Consider the following 18,031-nt stretch of genomic DNA (forward strand, 5'->3'; position numbering starts at 1 on the left):
ATACCAGAATTACATTCATTTAACTTTCTATGAAGCATTTAACAAAAGCTTGAATCATATTAAACTTTTGTGTATGCAATAGTGTATGTTTATTGGAAACTCATTTAGTTTTTTCCTTTTGAGAAAGTTGTTATTTGACAATATTTTTCTGTTTTTAAGAAACTAATTGCCCTCTTGAAAGTCAATTATCATATCTTTGCCAATAATTTAAAATTAAATATGAAAAAACCTACTATCGGATTTATCGGACTCGGCCTAATGGGAGCCAACATGGTTGAAAACCTTCAAAAGAGGGGTTACGAGCTAACAGTTATAGATCTAAATAAGGAAGCTGTTGCTACTGTTATCGCTCGCGGTAATGCTAGTGAAGCAACTTCGCCAAAAGAATTAGCTGAAAAAAGTGATATCGTAATGCTATGTTTAACCACTTCTGCTGTTGTAGAAAAAATCGTTTATGGCGATGAAGGAATTCTGGCAGGTATAAAAAAAGGTGCTGTATTGATTGATTTCGGAACATCGATTCCTGAATCTACTAAAAAAATAGGTAAAGACCTTGCCAATAAAGGTGCCGGCATGATTGATGCTCCACTAGGTCGCACACCAGCTCATGCCAAAGATGGACTACTAAACATTATGGCAGCTGGAGATAAAGAAACCTTTGAAAAAGTGAAACCTGTTCTTGACGAGCAAGGTGAAAACGTATTCTATCTAGGTGCTCTCGGTGCTGGTCATACAACGAAGTTAATTAACAATTTTATGGGAATGACTACTGTTGTAGCGATGTCACAGGCTTTCGCCGCTGCTAAACTTGCAGGTGTAGATGGACAGCAGCTTTTTGATATTATGTCATCTGGCCCATCTAATTCACCTTTTATGAAATTCTGTAAACACTACGCTGTAGATAACGTAAGTGATTTAGGATTTTCAATTGCAAATGCCAATAAAGATCTAGGCTATTTCGTACAGATGATGAAAGATCTTGGTACAGTTTCCCAGATTGCTGAAGCAACTTCGGGTAACCTTCAGGCAGCTTTCGATGCTGATATGGGAAGTGAAAATGTTCCAGAAATTTTCGATTATTTTATGAAGCTAAAAAAGTAGTTGGCATTTTATTTTTTAATAAAACTGATGCTTTATGGTTTTGATCTTAGTAGATTTCACTTTAATAGCTGATTTCGATAGGGTACACAACGGGAAGTTTTAAGTATTTCTTAAGGTTATTTTAGTATGCCGTATTTCAGGTCAGTTTCTGAATCTAAATAAATAACGCAAAGAATACGAAGAAATTAATTACAAACAGTAATAATTTTTGCGTTCTTTGCGAAAACCTTAGCGGTCTTTACGTGAAATCTTTCATATGATTCACATCCTTTTAAATGATAATAAGTAAATGCAGAAAGAGCATCAAGAAAAAAATACAACACCAGAAATTTCATCAGAAGAAATTGATAAGTGCATTGCTATACTTGAACAATTAGTTACGGATACCGATCAAATTTTTGACATTCCCAAAGTAAAGCGTACCGCTTTATTAAAAGCGTCAGGAATGCTTTCTAGACCAAGTAGAGAAGAATTTTCTCGTAGAAAAAAGGATGGAAAGAAAGCTGCAAAACGGAAGCGAGCCGCAAGAGATAGAGCTGCTCGTAAAGAAACGGGGATTAGAAGTGCACGTGAAGCAGTCGTATTTACTGCACCTAAATTATTAGGAGCTGCTGCCTTAGAAGAAAAAGAACAATTAGAATTAGAATCGCCTAGAAACTGTTACGTCTGTAAAGCCGTATTTACAAAATTGCATCACTTCTATGACACTATGTGTACCGAATGTGGCGATTTTAACTATGCAAAACGTTTTCAGAATGCCGATGTAAAAGGGCAAGTTGCAGTTATTACAGGTTCTCGTCTAAAAATTGGTTATCATATAACTTTAATGTTATTAAGAGGTGGTGCAACCGTTATTGCTACCACACGTTTTCCAGTAGATTCTGCATTACGTTTCTCTAAAGAAGCTGATTTTACGGAGTGGGGACATCGTTTAAAAATTCACGGACTTGATTTACGACACATACCAAGTGTTGAAATCTTTTGTAATTATATTGAGCACAACTATGATAGCTTAGATATTTTAATAAACAATGCTGCTCAAACAGTACGTCGTCCTGCAGGTTTTTATTCCCATTTAATGGAAAATGAAGAACGACCTATAGATTCGTTACCAAAATTTGCTAGAGATTTACTGCAAGATCATGTAGGTTGTTTAGATGAATTGAAAGTATTGACTTCTGGAGCCTCTTCTACTAAAAACATGCCAGTAACATGGCACGGTCCCGAACCCGGAATTGGTTTAAGGGCTTCTGCAAAATTGTCTCAAATACCGTATAGTTTTGACAATACACTAGTTGCTCAAGAGGTGTTCCCTGAAGGGCAATTGGATGCAGATTTACAACAAGTAGATTTAAGAAAAACCAACAGCTGGCGTTTAAAACTCGGTGAAATAGAAACCACTGAAATGATAGAAGTTCAGTTAGTGAACTCCGTAGCACCTTTTGTGTTATGTAATCGCCTTTCTGAATTGATGAAAAAAAGCAATACGGGTCAAAAACATATTATTAATGTTTCTGCAATGGAAGGAAAGTTCCACCGCTTTTTTAAGGAAAGTCGCCACCCGCATACCAATATGGCAAAAGCTGCTTTAAATATGTTAACACATACTTCTGCAAGAGCCTTAGCCAAAGATGGTATTTTTATGAATGCCGTTGACACGGGATGGGTTACCGATGAAGATCCTGCTGAATTGGCCAAAAGAAAACAAGATTTACACGACTTTCAACCACCGTTAGATATTGTAGATGGTGCTGCACGAGTTATGGATCCTCTTTTTGATGGTATCAATACAGGCAAGCATTGGTGCGGTCAGTTTCTAAAAGATTATAAACCTATTGATTGGTAATATGAGTACAGAACAACCTAACAATCCGTTACACGGTTTAAAGCTCGCTAAAATATTAGATGACCTTGTAGACCATTATGGCTGGGATGGCTTAGACCAACGTATAAAAATTAACTGTTTTCATTCCAATCCCACGGTAAAATCAAGCCTAAAGTTTTTACGAAAAACACAATGGGCAAGAGATAAAGTAGAAAGGTTATATTTAAATACGAACTTTAAAAAGTAACGATTTCTTTATAATTTTCCCACAACAATAAGATGTAACTCTTGCTTAATCTTTGATTACTGAACACTAATAGAAGACAACAGAAGATTCCATCCCGTTGAGGCGTCCCAAATTGATTTAGATTTATAGGTACTTGCTAAGCGTATGGCATATTCTGGTCGTTCGTATATAGTCGAATCTGAATCAGGTAGATTAATAAACAATTCATAGTTCCCTTTCGACAATTCTTCTGGCCATTCAGCATTGAGTTTAATTGTTTGTAGTTCATCTGTATACCAATACCTAGGATCTGTGTCAATTTTCATTTTATGGACTTTTTGACTTTCAATATTACGCAATACAAGTTCTACAATCCTGTAATTATAAGTAGAAGCATAGCCATCATTAACAAGATCTAACTCGATATCTAATTTTTCTCCATTTCTTATTACTGATGGATAAACACCACGCTTTAGGACAAAACGATATCCCAAATTTCTTTTAATTTCATCTATACATATGTTTGTCCAATCACCATTAACAGCACCAGACCAAGAGGTGTTTAAGAATGATGTATGAAACCTTTTTAAATAATGTTGTGCTTTTCCACCTTCTGATTCACAATCATTTTCTGGACTATATACATCTTCACCATTTAAACCGCCAGGACAAGTTTCGCCTCCAAAGACCAAAAATTTCGTTTCTGCTGCTATATAAGGTTTTAAGTTTAGCGTGTCACTTACAGCGGGCCATTCATGAAAGGAATTGTAAGTCCAATAATCATCATAATTTGCCATGATACAATCGTTATGATGACCAAGTCTTGATATTGCAGTCCCTTTAAATGCTTCTTTTTCGGTTAAAGGTTTAGCCTTTGCTGGATGAGCATCTTTACCATCAAGAAAACGTAATTTATAATAAGGTGCACGTATTTGAATCATTCTTGACTCTGGAACAACTTCTAGCAATTTATTTATAACTTCTGAACGGTCAAGCCAATGTTGTTCTGTGACAGGTCCATGCTCTAAATCACCAAAATAATCTGAATAAAATTGTTCTCCCCATGGACCAATGAGTCCCATTTGAACTACTGCAATAACATCCGTGTTTTTATCTAAAAGAGGTTTTAATTGATCTAAATGTGTTAAAATAGTTTCTTTTGGAGCATCATTAAAAGGAGGTGTACAGCAAGTATCACTATAGGTAAACCTAAGTATTATTTTATTACCAACCTCTCTAACAATGTCCATATCTTTTTGAATTTTGAGTAAGACATCAGCCGTCAAAGGTTTATCCTTAAAAGTATTAAACTGATATGACCTGTATGTTAAAGTACTACCTACTTGAAACCCACCTGCTGCTGGGTTTGGCTCCCTTAAGTTAATTAATTCTTCTGCATCTAATTGTTTAAAATCGCTCATTTTAGTACCAAATGGTCTATAAAAACCACGCTCAGGATTTGTAAATTCCTGCAAATCTGTCTGGTACGTTACAATTGTAGGTTTATTGTTTCTATTAGAACATGAAGCAACTAATAATAATACGAGTATAAAAAATATAGATTTTCTAACCATTTTTTTTATAATTTTAATAATGACCATTGTAAAAGTATTGACATGTGTTTAAGCACATTTGTTATGTAATCAAATTTATAACAAATTATTTGACTAGTAATATTATAATAATTACAATACAATAAAAACTGATAATTTCACAACTATCATTGCGGTTAGGCTAATGATTCTTCAAAGAAATTGTATTATTTCTGTACATTTTATTTCTTACTCGTTTATTCTATTTGCAAGAAAGTTGCTTACTAATTTTAACATAAAAATATTGATTTAAATAATTTTTAAAACCCTTCTTAAAATTTAGTTTGAATTTTTTACGTAAAACCCAATGAACTAGAGATATAACAAAAAAGTTGTATTTAAAAACTAAAATTAATAAACAATAATCGTTTTTTAATATTTAAGATTTACTTTTACCCACTTTTTAATCCAATTATTATCGTATTAAAATACATATATATTATTATTATAAATTAAAAGCTATGAAATTCGCTATACTATCTGCAAACCCCAATCTATACTCAACAAAAAGAATAAAGGAAGCTGGTGAAAAAAAGGGTCATGAAATGATCATTATCGATCATACAAAATGTGACCTTGTTATTGAAAAAAAGAAACCTATTGTAATTTATAAGGATCAAGAAATAACAGATGTACATGCTGTAATTCCGCGAATTGGAGCTTCTGTAACCTTTTTTGGGACTGCCGTTGTACGACAGTTTGAAATGATGAAAATTTTTACTGCTACAGAGTCACAGGCATTGGTAAGGTCTAGAGACAAATTAAGAAGTCTTCAAATTTTAGCTAGAGCTGGTCTTGATTTACCAAAAACAGTTTTTAGTAATTATTCGAAAAATGTAAGTAATATTATTGATAAGGTAGGTGGTGCACCACTTGTCATAAAACTATTAGAAGGTACACAGGGACTTGGTGTAGTGTTGGCTGATAATAGAAATTCAGCGGAATCAATTTTAGAAGCGTTTAATGGCTTACAAGCTCGAGTTATTGTTCAAGAGTTTGTAAAAGAAGCAAAAGGGGCTGATTTACGTGCTTTTATTGTAGACGGAGTTGTTGTAGGTGCCATGAAAAGACAGGGCAAAGAAGGTGAGTTCAGATCAAATTTACACAGAGGAGGATCTGCAAATATTATTGAATTAACAGATGAAGAAGAAAATGCAGCATTGAAAGCAGCCAGGGTAATGGGATTGGGCATTGCCGGTGTAGACATGTTACAATCTGAGAGAGGCCCATTAATTTTAGAAGTCAACTCTTCACCTGGACTTGAAGGTATTGAGAGTGCTACAGGTAAAGACATTGCGACTCAAATTATTAAATACATAGAAAGAAATGCAGATCACTAAAATTGCGTTTTCAAGTAATTCTGTTTTAAAAGTGAAGTTATGATTCAAATCTCAGTGGTATATTAATTATAATATAAATAAATAGATTAAAAATATTGGAAATAGAGAAACTGAAAGTAATAGGAAGTGAAGAATGGTGTTCATTCGATGAATTAAAAATTCCGGCTATTCTTGCTAGAATTGATTCTGGAGCAAAAACTTCTTCAATTCAAGCAAAGAAAATCAAATTATTCACAAAGAATAATGAAGATTGGGTCCAATTTGTTGTGTATCCCTTACAGAAAAATAAAAGTATTAGCGTGACATGTGAAGCGAAATTTTTTGACAAAAGATTGATTAAGAATTCTTTTGGCACTTCAGAAGAACGAATTATTATAAAAACTCCTATTACCATAGGTGAAGACACCTTTGATATTGAACTTTCACTAGCGAACCGCAGTGCTATGCAATTTGCAATGCTTCTTGGTCGCAATGCTATTGCTCATCGCTATGTCATTCATTCTGGTGTTAAACAAGTGCAAAACAAAATTTTAAGAAAAGTGGCTCTTACAAAATATAAACCTAAGCAGATTGATTAATATATAACAGTTTTTTATAATATTAAAGTTATTCATTAATTATATATCTGTATAAGCTTATAAACGTGCATTTTAAAACAAATTTAATACTTTTAACAAATTTGATTTACCATTAAATAATTTATATTCAGTATCTATAGATTTTAATTGACTTTCAATGAATTTAACTTCCCTGTAATTCACCAAAAAAAGTGAACTTTCACCGAGACTAAACATACGTTGTTCACTTTTTACAAGCTTTTTATAATCAACGACAATAGCTAGCAAAAGATCATGTTGCTTTTTATATGATTCAATTTCCATTAAAGTTGCTTTAACTTTATTGTTTACAACAACTGTAGCGGCCGAAATATCAAATTGCACATCTTGTAACTTTATTTTTGTTAATCTTAAATCGGCTCGTTCCTTTCTTAAAAACAATGGAAAACTAACACTTAACCCATTCTTATAGTTAGTGGTATTTAATCCGTCAATTGAATTATAATCCGTTGTTAAAAAGTTATACTCTAAGTCAATTTTTGGCAAGAGATTATTAGATTTTAATCGTTTATCAACAGTTAATATTTCTTTTTTCACCTGTAATTCCTGTAATTTAGGATGCTGTTCTATTAAATTTTCAGTACTATTTAATAGTGAGCTGTTTAAAACAATATCAATTTTATCTATCATAAATATATCTGGATATATAGACGATTCCAATTCTAATGGTACATTATTTTGTAACCACAAATAATTTGAAAGTTCTAATGTAGATTTTTTATATCCAATTATGGACTTTTCATAATCTAGCATTCTATTTTTTAAATTTATGCTTGCTTCCAGCGTATCAACTGCCGGTTTATCACCAGCTGAATAACTTTTTTTAACATTTTCGAATCGTATTTCTGCATTTATCAGAAAATCTGCATACACAACGTTAGCTTTATAATTTTTTAACCAGTTGAAATAAGTAGTTATAGAATTATATATAATATCATTAACTACCAATTGCTGCTTTAAGGAAGCCTGTTTTAAATATAATTTAGCTTTTTTTAAGGTAGCCATCCGTTTATTGGTCAATAAGCCTTTGGCAAGAGATAACGAAACACCTACGCTATACAAACCGTCATCAGGTGTTTTAAATTCAGAGTTAAGGTAGGTTCCATCATTATTTTCATAATTAGCCTTTAAGTCTACACCATACCATGTTGGTATTTTAAAAGAAGAATTTAATTTGTTATAATATCCTGTTCCTTTAAACTTTTTACTACTATAATCAACTTCTATTTTTGGATCAAAAGCCCCACGTGCCTTTAACAATTTAGCTTCACTATCTGAAATTAACAATTGAGCTTGCTTTACTATGGGATGATACTTTTTAACATACCCTAATAATTCCTCGAGAGTTAAAACAGTATCTTTTTGTTGTGAAAATCCAATTGAAAAACACAAAAATAAAAGCAGGGTTAATATTTTTTGCATTATGATTTATTTTTATCTTTTAAATTACCATTTGTGTTCGAGGGGTTATAGAAGTTAGGAGGGAAGCTATTTATATTTCGCCATAATTCAAACCAAATAGGTACATCTTCCAATAATGCAATTGTTCTTGCTCCAGAGCCTACACGTATAGCTTCTGGCCAAGCTACATCATCTGCATCGGGAGACAACAAAACTCTGTATTTACCATTTTCACTTATATAATTTTCAATAGCTATTACTTTAGCACCATACGTTCCGTACGAAACATTTGGCCAGCCGCTAAATACAATTGCCGGCCAACCATCAAACTGAACTCGAACACTTTCACCTAAATGGAGTAGTGGTAAATCAATGGGTCGAACAAACATTTCAACAGCAAGTTCATAATTGGCAGGCATAATATTTACCAATTTTTCACCTTCTTTAAAGGTTTCACCTACACCAGATTTTATGGCTCTATTGATATATCCATCAATAGGAGCGGTAATAAATAATAAACTATTCCGCTTTTTATAATTCGCTAGACTGGTTTCTAATTTAGAAACTTCAGCTTCTGTATCAAATCCGCTCGATTGAGCAGTATACAAACCACTTTGAGCTTTGGCTAACTTATCACCGTAAGTAGCATAAATAGTAGAAATAGATAGTTCCGAATTTATAACTTCATTTTTTGTGCTTAAATATTTGTTTTGTTGAGACATTAATTTCGCATTCGCTTCTTGTAATTTTGCACTTTTATCTTCGACATCTTTCACTGCTTTTAAGCCTTCTTTTTCTAATAAAAGGGCACGTTCATATTGGGTATTTGCAATAGCATGCTTTATTTTAAAGGCTTCTAAATCTATACTATCCGTTTTAACTTTTAAACGGGCTTGTAAAAATTTATTCCTAGCTTGTTTTAATTTCAATAACTGTTCTTGTCGTATTGCTGTAATTTGATTTTCTAAAGCCCCTACCTTATTCTTATACGCTTCAACTGATGAGGACTTAACAGTGATTTGATTGCCCGTTCTTTCTGTTAACTTTTCATCAAAATAATCGCTTTTCACTTCTGAAATACGAATCATTGTGTCCCCTTTTTTTACAAGATCACCTTCCTGAACAAACCATTCTTCAATACGCCCAGGAATTTGTGATTGTAATGTTTGCGGCCGTTGATTTGGTCTTAAGGTGGTTACATTTCCACTACTTGATATGTTTTGCGTCCACGGTAAAAACAGAATAACCAATACACATATAGAAAACGCTAATAAAAAATATTTAAAACGTTTATAGTATTCCTTACCGAATATGTTTTTACCAGATTTAAATGATTTTAAATCAATAAATTCTGAGACTTTATTATTAGATATGTTTAACATAAATTATTTTCTATTAACGATGTTTCCATTTTTAAGTGTAATATGCTTATTACAATGAGCTTTCCAACTTAAATTATTACTAACTACAATTAAGCTCCAAGCTCTTGAACTACTTGCCAAAAAATCAATGATACGCTTAGCTTCCTCTTTATGAAAATTTTCTAGTGGATCTTCTAGAATTAATAATTTAGGTTTTTTAACAAGAGCTCTGGCCAAAACAATTTTCTTCGATATTGTGAATGCCATTTGTTTCCCTTCAGGTTTTAAAAATGTATTTAAACCTTTGGGCTGTTGCTTTAGAAAATCGGTTAATCCCAAATTTTCAAAAGTTGAATAAATAGCTTCATCTGTAATACTTTTATCGCCAAAAGTGATATTATCTCTAATACTACCTTCAAAAGGCGTTTCTTCAGTAAGTGACAGGCCTAAATGACTACGATAGTCATTCATATAAAGACTTGTTATAGAAAGGTCATTTATGTAAATATACCCCGAAGATGGTGAAATAAGTCCTGATAAAAGATGTAATAAACTAGATTTACCAGCACCACTTTCACCCTGAATGAGAATCCTATCGTTAGGATGTATTGTAAATGAAATATCATTTAAAATAGGGGTGTTTTTTTCCTTAATACGATAAGAAACTTCTTGGAATTCAACAGTTAAGTTGGCATCTTTAGTTATTACTTCTCCTTTTTGAGCTTCAATAGGTTTATCAACAACTTGTCCTAATTTTTCAATTGAAGTTAACACATCATAAAAAGATTCTAAGCCTAGAATTAATTTTTCTACTGAATTAATAATCAATATTATTATAATTTCAGCGGCTACAAATTGTCCAATATTCATACGTTGATTTAACACTAAAAAGCCTCCAATTAACAATAAACCAGCAGTAATCAACACTTTAAAACCTATCATTTGCAAAAACTGCTTTACTAAAATTTTAAAGTGCTTTTCTCTAGACGTTAAGTATTTAGCAACAAGCACATCACTTTTTTGCATGGCATGGCTGGTATTTCCCGATAATTTAAAGCTGATTACGGCCCGTGATATCTCTTGCAGCCAATGAGCCACTTTATATTTATTTTTAGACTCTACTAAACTCGTTTCTAATCCCAATTTTGCGGTATATTTAAATAAAATATAAATAAGTAGCAACAATAATAAACCGAAAATAATGAAGAATGGATGGTAAAAAGAGAGCAGTACTAATGCAAATACAATTTGTAATAGTGCTGATGGTATATCTATCAAAATTTTTGAAAGTCCTTTTTGAATCACTAACGTGTCAAAAAATCGATTTGCGAGTTCTGGAAGATAATAATTACGCAATTCGCTCATTTTTATTTTTGGAAACCGATAACTTAACTCTAATGAGGCCCTAGTAAAAATACGCTGTTGAATGGTTTCTATGATACGCATTTGCATTAATTTCAGAATTCCAGTAAAGGCAACACCACCCGTAACTAGCACCACCAAAACAATCCATGATGTTGACACTTGAGCCCCCTGAATTAAATTGATAATAGCCTGTATACCTAGTGGTAATGAAAGTGTAACCAGTCCGTCAAAAATTGCATAATATCCTATTTGGTAAATATCTTTACGCTCTAATTCTAATAAACCTAAAAAGCGTTTCCATGGTGATAAGGTGTTTTTAGTCATTAAGGGTAAGGGTATTAAATGCTAAATCTGTAAAGAAAATAGTGGGTGTTTTTTTAGAATCACAGTTCGTTATCGTTTTAAAATGCTTCTTCATAAAGTGCTGATGTAATGCTCCCTCTACTATAGTACTGGCCAAACTTAAATTATAACTATACGTATTGTTATAAACTAAAATTATTTCTGATAAACGCTGAATTACACGTTTATAAGGCATAAAATAGCCCTCTTTATTTTCTGAGTCTACATTGATTGTTAAATAAGATTTCGAATTTTCATTGATTACAATTTCATTTAGCAATATTTCATTTATATGACTATAATTACTGTCTTGCTTTGTAGTTCTTGTGACCACCTTTATAGCTTTTCTTAATTTATCTTCACTGTTATTTATGCTGTATGTCTCTATAACAAGTTGATATTCTATCCAACTCCAGTACCAAGAGGTTAGATACACTAACAATTTGTGTTTACTTTCAAAGTAGCGATAAATTGAACTTTCATTAGATTTAATACGCTGCCCTAGCTTTTTAAAATTGAAATTTTCAAAACCAATTTCTTGAATAATTATAATACTATTTTCAATCACTTTTTTACCCAATTCAGATGATTCCGGATTTTTCAAAAAGATTCCATCTGGGATTTGAATTTTAATATTTGATAGTAAGTTTTTCATAAACAATATATTTATTTTCAAATATAATAGTATTACTATTAAAAATCCTAATTAAATTTAACATATGAGCAAATTGGTCTTGAAAAAAGAATCTCATTTAAAAAAAGCTTAACAAAAAATAAAGAATTTCAATTCTTTTTAATAAGTATCTTTGCACTTCTTCAATATTTGCTTATACTTAGGTAGAACGGAATAAAAAAAACTCAATGACAATTTACATATCACAACTATACTTAATGAACACCTTATCTCAATGGCTTATTGCTCTTGCCTATATTGCTGGAGGTATCGTTGTTGCCAAAGTAGCTTACTTCATCTTTAAACGCATCTCTAAGGGATTGGTAAGCCATTCAAAATCAATGTTAGATGATGTCTTGGTTGAAACCTTGGAAAAACCCGTTATTCTAGCCATTACAATACTTGGATTCTATATTGGTATGAAACATCTAAATATGACAGATGATATCACGCTTATAATATCAAATACAGTTAAAGTACTCATCGTAATTTGTATTACTTGGTTTATAGTGCGTTTGGTTAATGCTATTGTACAAGAATATATGGAGCCAGCTATTGATAGCTCTAATAGTAAATCAAAACGGCAGTTATTACCAATTATAACCAAAGTTATTACCATAACCATATGGATATTAGGAGTTATCATTGCTTTTAATACCATTGGTTACAATTTAGCAGGGCTAATTGCAGGTTTAGGAATTGGAGGTCTTGCTTTTGCTTTAGCAGCGAAAGATTATCTTCAGAATATCTTTGGTGGTATTTCTGTATTTACCGACAAACCCTTTTCAATTGATGATCGTATAAAAATTGATGGCTTTGATGGTAAAGTAGAAGAAATAGGTATTCGTAGTTCTAGAATAAGAACCTTGTCTGGCTCTTTAGTAACCATACCTAATTCAATGTTTATCAATAATAGTGTTGAAAATGTAGCCTTAGAACCTACTCGAAAAATTATGTTACGATTAGGCTTAACCTATGATACAAATGCTCAAAAAATGAAAGAATCAATGGATATTTTAAAAGCCATTGTTGCTGACAATCAAGATATTGTTACTGAAGAACCGGTTGTGTTTTTTGAAAATTTTGCAGATTTTTCATTGGTATTATTATTCATCTACTACATCCGTAAAGAGGCTGACATTCCACAAGCTCAAAATAAGATCAATTTGGATATCTTAGATCGATTTGAAAAGGCAGGATTAGAATTCGCTTTCCCAACACAAACGATATATAACATCAAACAATAAGCATTATTAACATTTAATTGACAGATTTTAAAAAACTATATAATAGCGTTTTAAACTAAAAGTTGTTTTTATAAAAACTACTTTAACCCCTCTTTGCTTTTCATGCCAAATAGTATTCTTGGTATTTTAAATGGATAAATCAAGAATCTATATATTAGAAGTATTAACGGTAGAGAAGTCGCTATTAATAGTATAATTTTTATAAAAATTGAGGCATCTAATCGAATGATATAATATCCTACTACAATAATAATGGTTTGATGTAAGACATAAAAAGGATATATAGCTTCATTACATTTTTTAAGAAACTTACTTTTTTTATTCAACCAAACCTGTCCATACCCCAAGACAGTTATTACTACCGTCCAACTCACCAACGCACAAACGGCATACCAAATATTCCATCTCATGTTTATAGTTAAATATGGAGAAATTACTTCGTTGGGTAAAAAATAATAGGTATAAAATAGAATTGTGCTGATTATAAAAGCAACAAAATTAAATTTTCGATACGATTTTAGATGATCCCAACTATTCTTTGACGTCGTAAAAAACATCCCAGACATAAAAAAATAGCCATAAAAGAAAGTCGAGGATAGATTTGTAATAGCCTTTGAGTCGGTAGGGTATATCTGTTTTAAAAAAATGGTGATTAAAATTAGGGGAAACACCCATAATAACATTCCATATTTTCTAGTGGCAATTCGATCTAATAGCCCTATATACCCATCCAATTTTGATGACCTTAAAAGTAAAATCAAAGGAATAAGTAGTACTGACAAAACAAATAAGTTTTCGATAAACCACAAGTGATTGGTTTCAAAAGAACCATTTCCATACACATCAAAATAGGAAGTATAGGTTTCTATATGTTCATAATAGGTCTGTGGTGGCACAATAAACAACACTCCAAAAACGAGCGGAATTAATAAACGTGTACTCCGTTCTTTCAAAAATTGAATCCAAGTTCTTTTTGAAAATGCAAACATTGTACCCGCACCAGAAACTAAAAACAATAAGGGTAATCTAAATTGCTCAAAAAACACCATTATATCATCCAATGTTTTACTAGTATCTGCATTCATAATATGAAATTTATCTCCATTAAAAGGCATTCCAATATGATGAAAATACACTGCGAGTATAGCAATTACACGTAACCAATCTAAATCGTAGCGTCGTTTAATTTCTGTCAAAATCGTTGTTTTTATGTTGCGATAACAAATCTAAAAACAAATTACAATGCTATTTTTATTTTGTGATAGCTGGCAGGTAAAAGTGACGAAATACAAGGTTTTTTATTATTTTTTAGAATATGCAGCATTAAAGCCGGCTATAGTTGATCGAGATACAGGAACCTTAAAGGAACCTTTTTGTAATTTCAAATGATACCCTTGTGCATTACCGGAAATGGATGCAATTGAGTTTAAATTGACCAAATAAGAACGATGTGTTTTAAAGACCCGTGCATAGGGTTTTAATTGCTCCTCAAGTTCTTTCAATGTAATTCGAATTAACACCTTGTGAATACCATTTTCTGCAGCAGTATAGACCTCTGTATAATTACTTTCCACTTTAGCGTAGAGAAAATCTTGTGTTTTAAATTCAAAGTGTTCATTAGATCCTGTATTTTTTATGGTAACGATATTCGCATTAGTTTCTGATCGCGTTTTGGGCAACAACTTTTTTAAGCTAGCTGTATGTTTAGCAATGAGACGCTCCAAATTTAAGGGCAACACAATCGCTAATAAAAGAAACCCTACTAAAAATGTATTGCGGATTTCTTCCCAAAAATATCGAAATGACCAATTATGAGGGTTGTTATAAATAAAATCACGAATTAAAAAATTTGCAATACCTATAATTAACAGGATAATTGATAGGTTTAAAATTTCCTTTCCAAAGGTCCAATTCATCTCATTTTTCACCGTTCTATTCACCAAATAAATATATAGATAGGCAATTGGGAAGGGCATAAAGGCATGAATAAACAATATCCATATTGTGCCAATTTTATGTTCTGCTACATTAACAGTAAAAGGTTCAAAAAAATAAGAAAAGCAAAAACTCAAACTTGATATCAGTAGCAATACCAATATTAACCGATGCTGGTTATTATAATAATACGGATAAGGCTCTTTTAAATAATTTGCAATTTGCATCAATATTTTTTTATCTAAAGCTAAATTAGTTTTTTTAGATGACACTTAAAATTTCACAACCCATAGAAAATAAAACAGAAGGTAAGTAACATGCTGTTGAAAATGTATTCAAAACTCATAAGAAATCAATTTGCATTACAAATATAGATTCAATCTTAGCGAATATATATGTAACCGCTTTAGACGCCATAGATGTGTCTACATTTGTTACATAATTAATAATAAGAATCTACAAATAAACAACAAATGAAAACCGTAATAGCCGTATTAGTTTTAACGTTTACCATAAGCTCTCAAGCTCAGAACTATAGAAAAATAGTACCATTTAAGTATCAAAGTAAATGGGGTATAGTGGACTCTTTAAACCGTGAGATTGCAAAACCTGAATATAAAAGTTTACATGTGTTTGAAGATTTTTTATATGCCGAATTTGATGGAAAAGACCTTTATAATTTAAAAACAGGTGAAAAACAAAAGGCTCCAGGTATCTATGTAAACACCATCGAAGTAGATGGTGAAAAATATCATATTTTCAATACGGATGCACATACGATTTTAGTAAATTTCGAAAAGAAGGAAACGATTCAGCTTACAGAAAAATACAAATACATCAAAACCATTCCGCTTTATAATAATGAAGACAAAAAAGTAAATACTCTTGTTATTGGTCTTTTCGATAACCACAAGGTAAAGCTTCTTAAAAATGATAAAAATTTAACACCAATCAGTTCATCTAAATTTACTGATGAAGCTGTAGAAACTATAGAAAAGCGAAATAAAATTATTGGATTTGCTTATAGAGACAATGGCTATTTTGTATTTTACAATCACGAATTAAAAATTATTGAAAAGATAAAAACCCTGCCTAAATCAAAGGATGACTATGAATTTTTTACGAGTGAAGTACTAAATAAATTGCCAGTTATATATGGTGAAGAAAATGCATCAATAGGTTGTCTTAATTGTGCCAGTATTTGGGATAATTCGTGGGATTTAAATACCTTTTTAGGAGACTCTCCAGAGGAATCGAATTACTATATCACCAAAGAAAATAGAGACTACTATTTAAAAAACAACTTAGATGCCAATTTTAAAATTGAAGTTGATTCTAACCTTTATGACTATGAGGAATCCTATGAGATGATAAACATTAGTAGCACAAATTCTTCTTTCTTTTGTGATTCTAGAATTGTAAAAACACCTCATATTCTATTTCCTGAAAAATATTTAAAAGAATAAATTTAAATATTGTAACTAGTCATATTAAAAATTTAAATAAACTAACATAACTTATTGTTATTAAACATTTTGAAGTGAGAAATATATATTTTACTTTTTTATTAACGTTCGCTATTTCCTACATCTCGCATTCGCAAATCACAGAACCCGAAGATTCTTGGAGTGGTACGTACCGTATGGAAATTTTAGACAACCCTGAACAAAATACAAGTCCAGAACAATGGTATACCATAAAAAAAATTGCGAATGAAAATTCAGAAGAAATTATCTCTCGTTACACCAGTGATTTAGAACGATGGGCTATAATACAAGTAGCCGACACTACACAGCATGAAAAAAAGTTACGACGGTTTTTATTTTCTGAAGATCACAATGAATATGAACAGTTTAATTGGACTGAGCAACATAAAAGAGGCACCATGAGATGCGTAGATGGAGGCAATATTTTCATATGCAAAACCACACCAAAAACCACCGTAAACATTGATGATGAAAGTTTTTATTCCAACTCAGGTATATTTGCGGTAGTACTCCATTATGGTGTTTTCGAATTTTATAAAGAATAAAACTAATAAAAAAACTTAGTGCAAAACTATTTTCAAGAGAAACCTTTATCTTAGAAAACCTAATGGAATCTACAACCATAAAGGTGAAAATAGTGAAAGAATAGAGCTTTACAAATCAATACTAACATCCACAAAGTCTTTAATTTATATAAAGCAGCTATTAGTATATTTGTAGCTATGACTAAAATTAAGGCAATATTAATTGATGATGAGCAAGGTGCAAGAAATGTGTTAACAAATCTATTAGAAAGAAATGCAGCTAATATTGATATTGTGGCAACTTGTAATAATTTAGAGAAGGGCGTACATCAAATTAAAGCGTTACACCCAAATGTTATTTTTTTGGATGTTCAAATGCCTAACTATGCAGGCTATGAGATTGTAAACTTTTTTGATACTATAGATTTCGAAATTATATTTGTTACAGCATATGATCAGTATGCCATAAAAGCATTTGAATTGAATGCCATTGATTATTTAGTAAAACCAATTGATAGAACTAAATTAGTAAAAACATTAAATAAACTTGAGAGTAAATTAAATCAACAAGCTGAATTAGTTGATTATCAAGCATTATTAAAGACAATAAAAGATAAGGATTTCAAAAAAATAGTAATTCCTGAATTAGGTAACAGGAGAATTATTGATTTAGATAATATTATTGCAATTGAAGCAAATGGTGCTTATAGCAATATCTATTTAAAGGATAATAAAACAATTACAGTTAGTAAAAATTTAAAATACTTTGAAGAAGTATTGCCTAAAGATTCTTCATTATTTCGTTCACATAGAGCCTGGATTATCAATTTAGAACATATCGAATTTATAAATAAAACAGAACGAAATATCACATTAGCAAAGGGTACTGTTAAGGCTAAAATTTCTAGAGCCCGTATTGAAGCTTTTGAGGAAATCATTTTGTAATACGTCATAAAAACACATTGATTAAAAATATTTTTTTACTAGTTCTGGTT

The 18,031-nt window shown here is 31.4% G+C and carries 16 protein-coding genes; 9 read left to right on the forward strand and 7 right to left on the reverse strand.

The window, feature by feature from the left end:
• Nucleotides 1–219 precede the first annotated feature (219 nt).
• The 3 genes from D3P13_RS07960 to D3P13_RS07970 all read left to right on the forward strand — a co-directional run bounded on the left by D3P13_RS07960 (nt 220) and on the right by D3P13_RS07970 (nt 3,173).
• On the forward strand, nt 220–1,101 hold the full coding sequence (locus tag D3P13_RS07960) for an NAD(P)-dependent oxidoreductase (protein ID WP_117880912.1): 882 nt from the start codon (nt 220–222) through the stop codon (nt 1,099–1,101).
• 289 nt (nt 1,102–1,390) lie between these two features.
• On the forward strand, nt 1,391–2,947 hold the full coding sequence (locus tag D3P13_RS07965; RefSeq protein ID WP_117880915.1) for an SDR family NAD(P)-dependent oxidoreductase: 1,557 nt from the start codon (nt 1,391–1,393) through the stop codon (nt 2,945–2,947).
• 1 nt (nt 2,948) lies between these two features.
• Nucleotides 2,949–3,173, forward strand: coding sequence for a VF530 family protein (locus tag D3P13_RS07970; protein WP_117880918.1), 225 nt, complete (start codon nt 2,949–2,951; stop codon nt 3,171–3,173).
• A gap of 56 nt (nt 3,174–3,229) precedes the next feature.
• Here the strand turns inward: D3P13_RS07970 and D3P13_RS07975 are convergent, their stop codons facing one another.
• Nucleotides 3,230–4,726, reverse strand: coding sequence for a DUF4832 domain-containing protein (locus D3P13_RS07975; protein ID WP_198679989.1), 1,497 nt, complete (start codon nt 4,724–4,726; stop codon nt 3,230–3,232).
• Between the two features lie 479 nt (nt 4,727–5,205).
• Between D3P13_RS07975 and rimK the strand changes: the two genes are divergently transcribed.
• Both rimK and D3P13_RS07985 read left to right on the forward strand, forming a co-directional pair.
• Entirely contained in the window at nt 5,206–6,084 is an 879-nt protein-coding gene (gene rimK / locus D3P13_RS07980) for a 30S ribosomal protein S6--L-glutamate ligase (protein WP_117880924.1), read from the forward strand.
• Nucleotides 6,085–6,179: 95 nt separating this feature from the next.
• Nucleotides 6,180–6,662 carry an ATP-dependent zinc protease family protein gene (locus D3P13_RS07985; protein ID WP_117880927.1) on the forward strand — a complete coding sequence of 161 codons (483 nt, stop codon included), beginning with the start codon at nt 6,180–6,182 and terminating at the stop codon, nt 6,660–6,662.
• Nucleotides 6,663–6,734: 72 nt separating this feature from the next.
• On the opposite strand, the gene D3P13_RS07990 is transcribed toward D3P13_RS07985, so the two are convergent.
• Genes D3P13_RS07990 through D3P13_RS08005 form a run of 4 tightly spaced genes read right to left on the reverse strand, consistent with a single transcriptional unit; the run spans nt 6,735 to nt 11,825 of the window.
• Nucleotides 6,735–8,123: a TolC family protein gene (locus D3P13_RS07990; protein WP_117880930.1), complete on the reverse strand. Its 1,389-nt coding sequence runs from the start codon at nt 8,121–8,123 to the stop codon at nt 6,735–6,737.
• Nucleotides 8,123–9,484 (reverse strand): HlyD family secretion protein, encoded by a 1,362-nt coding sequence (locus D3P13_RS07995; protein WP_117880933.1) that lies wholly within the window; start codon nt 9,482–9,484, stop codon nt 8,123–8,125. Before D3P13_RS07995 ends, D3P13_RS07990 begins: the two co-directional genes overlap by 1 nt.
• Before the next feature lie 3 nt (nt 9,485–9,487).
• Nucleotides 9,488–11,152 carry a peptidase domain-containing ABC transporter gene (locus D3P13_RS08000; RefSeq protein WP_117880936.1) on the reverse strand — a complete coding sequence of 555 codons (1,665 nt, stop codon included), beginning with the start codon at nt 11,150–11,152 and terminating at the stop codon, nt 9,488–9,490.
• Nucleotides 11,145–11,825, reverse strand: coding sequence for a TetR/AcrR family transcriptional regulator (locus D3P13_RS08005; RefSeq protein WP_117880939.1), 681 nt, complete (start codon nt 11,823–11,825; stop codon nt 11,145–11,147). The genes D3P13_RS08000 and D3P13_RS08005 overlap by 8 nt, the downstream gene beginning before the upstream one ends.
• A gap of 206 nt (nt 11,826–12,031) precedes the next feature.
• Here D3P13_RS08005 and D3P13_RS08010 point away from each other — a divergent pair, with 206 nt between their 5' ends.
• Complete coding sequence (locus D3P13_RS08010; RefSeq protein ID WP_117880942.1) at nt 12,032–13,090, forward strand: mechanosensitive ion channel family protein; 1,059 nt, start codon at nt 12,032–12,034, stop codon at nt 13,088–13,090.
• Between the two features lie 77 nt (nt 13,091–13,167).
• On the opposite strand, the gene D3P13_RS08015 is transcribed toward D3P13_RS08010, so the two are convergent.
• Together D3P13_RS08015 and D3P13_RS08020 are read right to left on the reverse strand one after the other, a co-directional pair.
• Complete coding sequence (locus tag D3P13_RS08015) at nt 13,168–14,286, reverse strand: acyltransferase family protein (RefSeq protein WP_157972861.1); 1,119 nt, start codon at nt 14,284–14,286, stop codon at nt 13,168–13,170.
• Nucleotides 14,287–14,391: 105 nt separating this feature from the next.
• The gene (locus tag D3P13_RS08020; protein ID WP_157972862.1) at nt 14,392–15,252 is read right to left on the reverse strand and encodes a LytR/AlgR family response regulator transcription factor; all 861 of its coding nucleotides are present in this window, start codon (nt 15,250–15,252) and stop codon (nt 14,392–14,394) included.
• A gap of 246 nt (nt 15,253–15,498) precedes the next feature.
• Here D3P13_RS08020 and D3P13_RS08025 point away from each other — a divergent pair, with 246 nt between their 5' ends.
• From D3P13_RS08025 to D3P13_RS08035, 3 genes are all read left to right on the forward strand, one after another.
• Complete coding sequence (locus D3P13_RS08025; protein ID WP_117880951.1) at nt 15,499–16,491, forward strand: hypothetical protein; 993 nt, start codon at nt 15,499–15,501, stop codon at nt 16,489–16,491.
• A 74-nt stretch (nt 16,492–16,565) separates the two neighbouring features.
• The gene (locus D3P13_RS08030) at nt 16,566–17,057 is read left to right on the forward strand and encodes a phosphate ABC transporter permease (protein ID WP_117880954.1); all 492 of its coding nucleotides are present in this window, start codon (nt 16,566–16,568) and stop codon (nt 17,055–17,057) included.
• 177 nt (nt 17,058–17,234) lie between these two features.
• Nucleotides 17,235–17,981 (forward strand): LytR/AlgR family response regulator transcription factor, encoded by a 747-nt coding sequence (locus D3P13_RS08035; protein WP_117880957.1) that lies wholly within the window; start codon nt 17,235–17,237, stop codon nt 17,979–17,981.
• Nucleotides 17,982–18,031: the final 50 nt, after the last annotated feature.

Origin of the sequence: Aureibaculum luteum, from assembly GCF_003449015.1 — a bacterium.
GTDB classification, from domain to species: domain Bacteria; phylum Bacteroidota; class Bacteroidia; order Flavobacteriales; family Flavobacteriaceae; genus Aureibaculum; species Aureibaculum luteum.

Coding starts and splice junctions, on each gene's coding strand:
- D3P13_RS07960 (WP_117880912.1), top strand. CDS start 220: ATGAAAAAACCTACTATCGGATTTATCGGACTCGGCCTAATGGGAGCC.
- D3P13_RS07965 (WP_117880915.1), top strand. CDS start 1,391: ATGCAGAAAGAGCATCAAGAAAAAAATACAACACCAGAAATTTCATCA.
- D3P13_RS07970 (WP_117880918.1), top strand. CDS start 2,949: ATGAGTACAGAACAACCTAACAATCCGTTACACGGTTTAAAGCTCGCT.
- D3P13_RS07975 (WP_198679989.1), bottom strand. CDS start 4,726: ATGGTTAGAAAATCTATATTTTTTATACTCGTATTATTATTAGTTGCT.
- rimK (WP_117880924.1), top strand. CDS start 5,206: ATGAAATTCGCTATACTATCTGCAAACCCCAATCTATACTCAACAAAA.
- D3P13_RS07990 (WP_117880930.1), bottom strand. CDS start 8,123: ATGCAAAAAATATTAACCCTGCTTTTATTTTTGTGTTTTTCAATTGGA.
- D3P13_RS07995 (WP_117880933.1), bottom strand. CDS start 9,484: ATGTTAAACATATCTAATAATAAAGTCTCAGAATTTATTGATTTAAAA.
- D3P13_RS08000 (WP_117880936.1), bottom strand. CDS start 11,152: ATGACTAAAAACACCTTATCACCATGGAAACGCTTTTTAGGTTTATTA.
- D3P13_RS08005 (WP_117880939.1), bottom strand. CDS start 11,825: ATGAAAAACTTACTATCAAATATTAAAATTCAAATCCCAGATGGAATC.
- D3P13_RS08010 (WP_117880942.1), top strand. CDS start 12,032: ATGACAATTTACATATCACAACTATACTTAATGAACACCTTATCTCAA.
- D3P13_RS08020 (WP_157972862.1), bottom strand. CDS start 15,252: ATGCAAATTGCAAATTATTTAAAAGAGCCTTATCCGTATTATTATAAT.
- D3P13_RS08025 (WP_117880951.1), top strand. CDS start 15,499: ATGAAAACCGTAATAGCCGTATTAGTTTTAACGTTTACCATAAGCTCT.
- D3P13_RS08035 (WP_117880957.1), top strand. CDS start 17,235: ATGACTAAAATTAAGGCAATATTAATTGATGATGAGCAAGGTGCAAGA.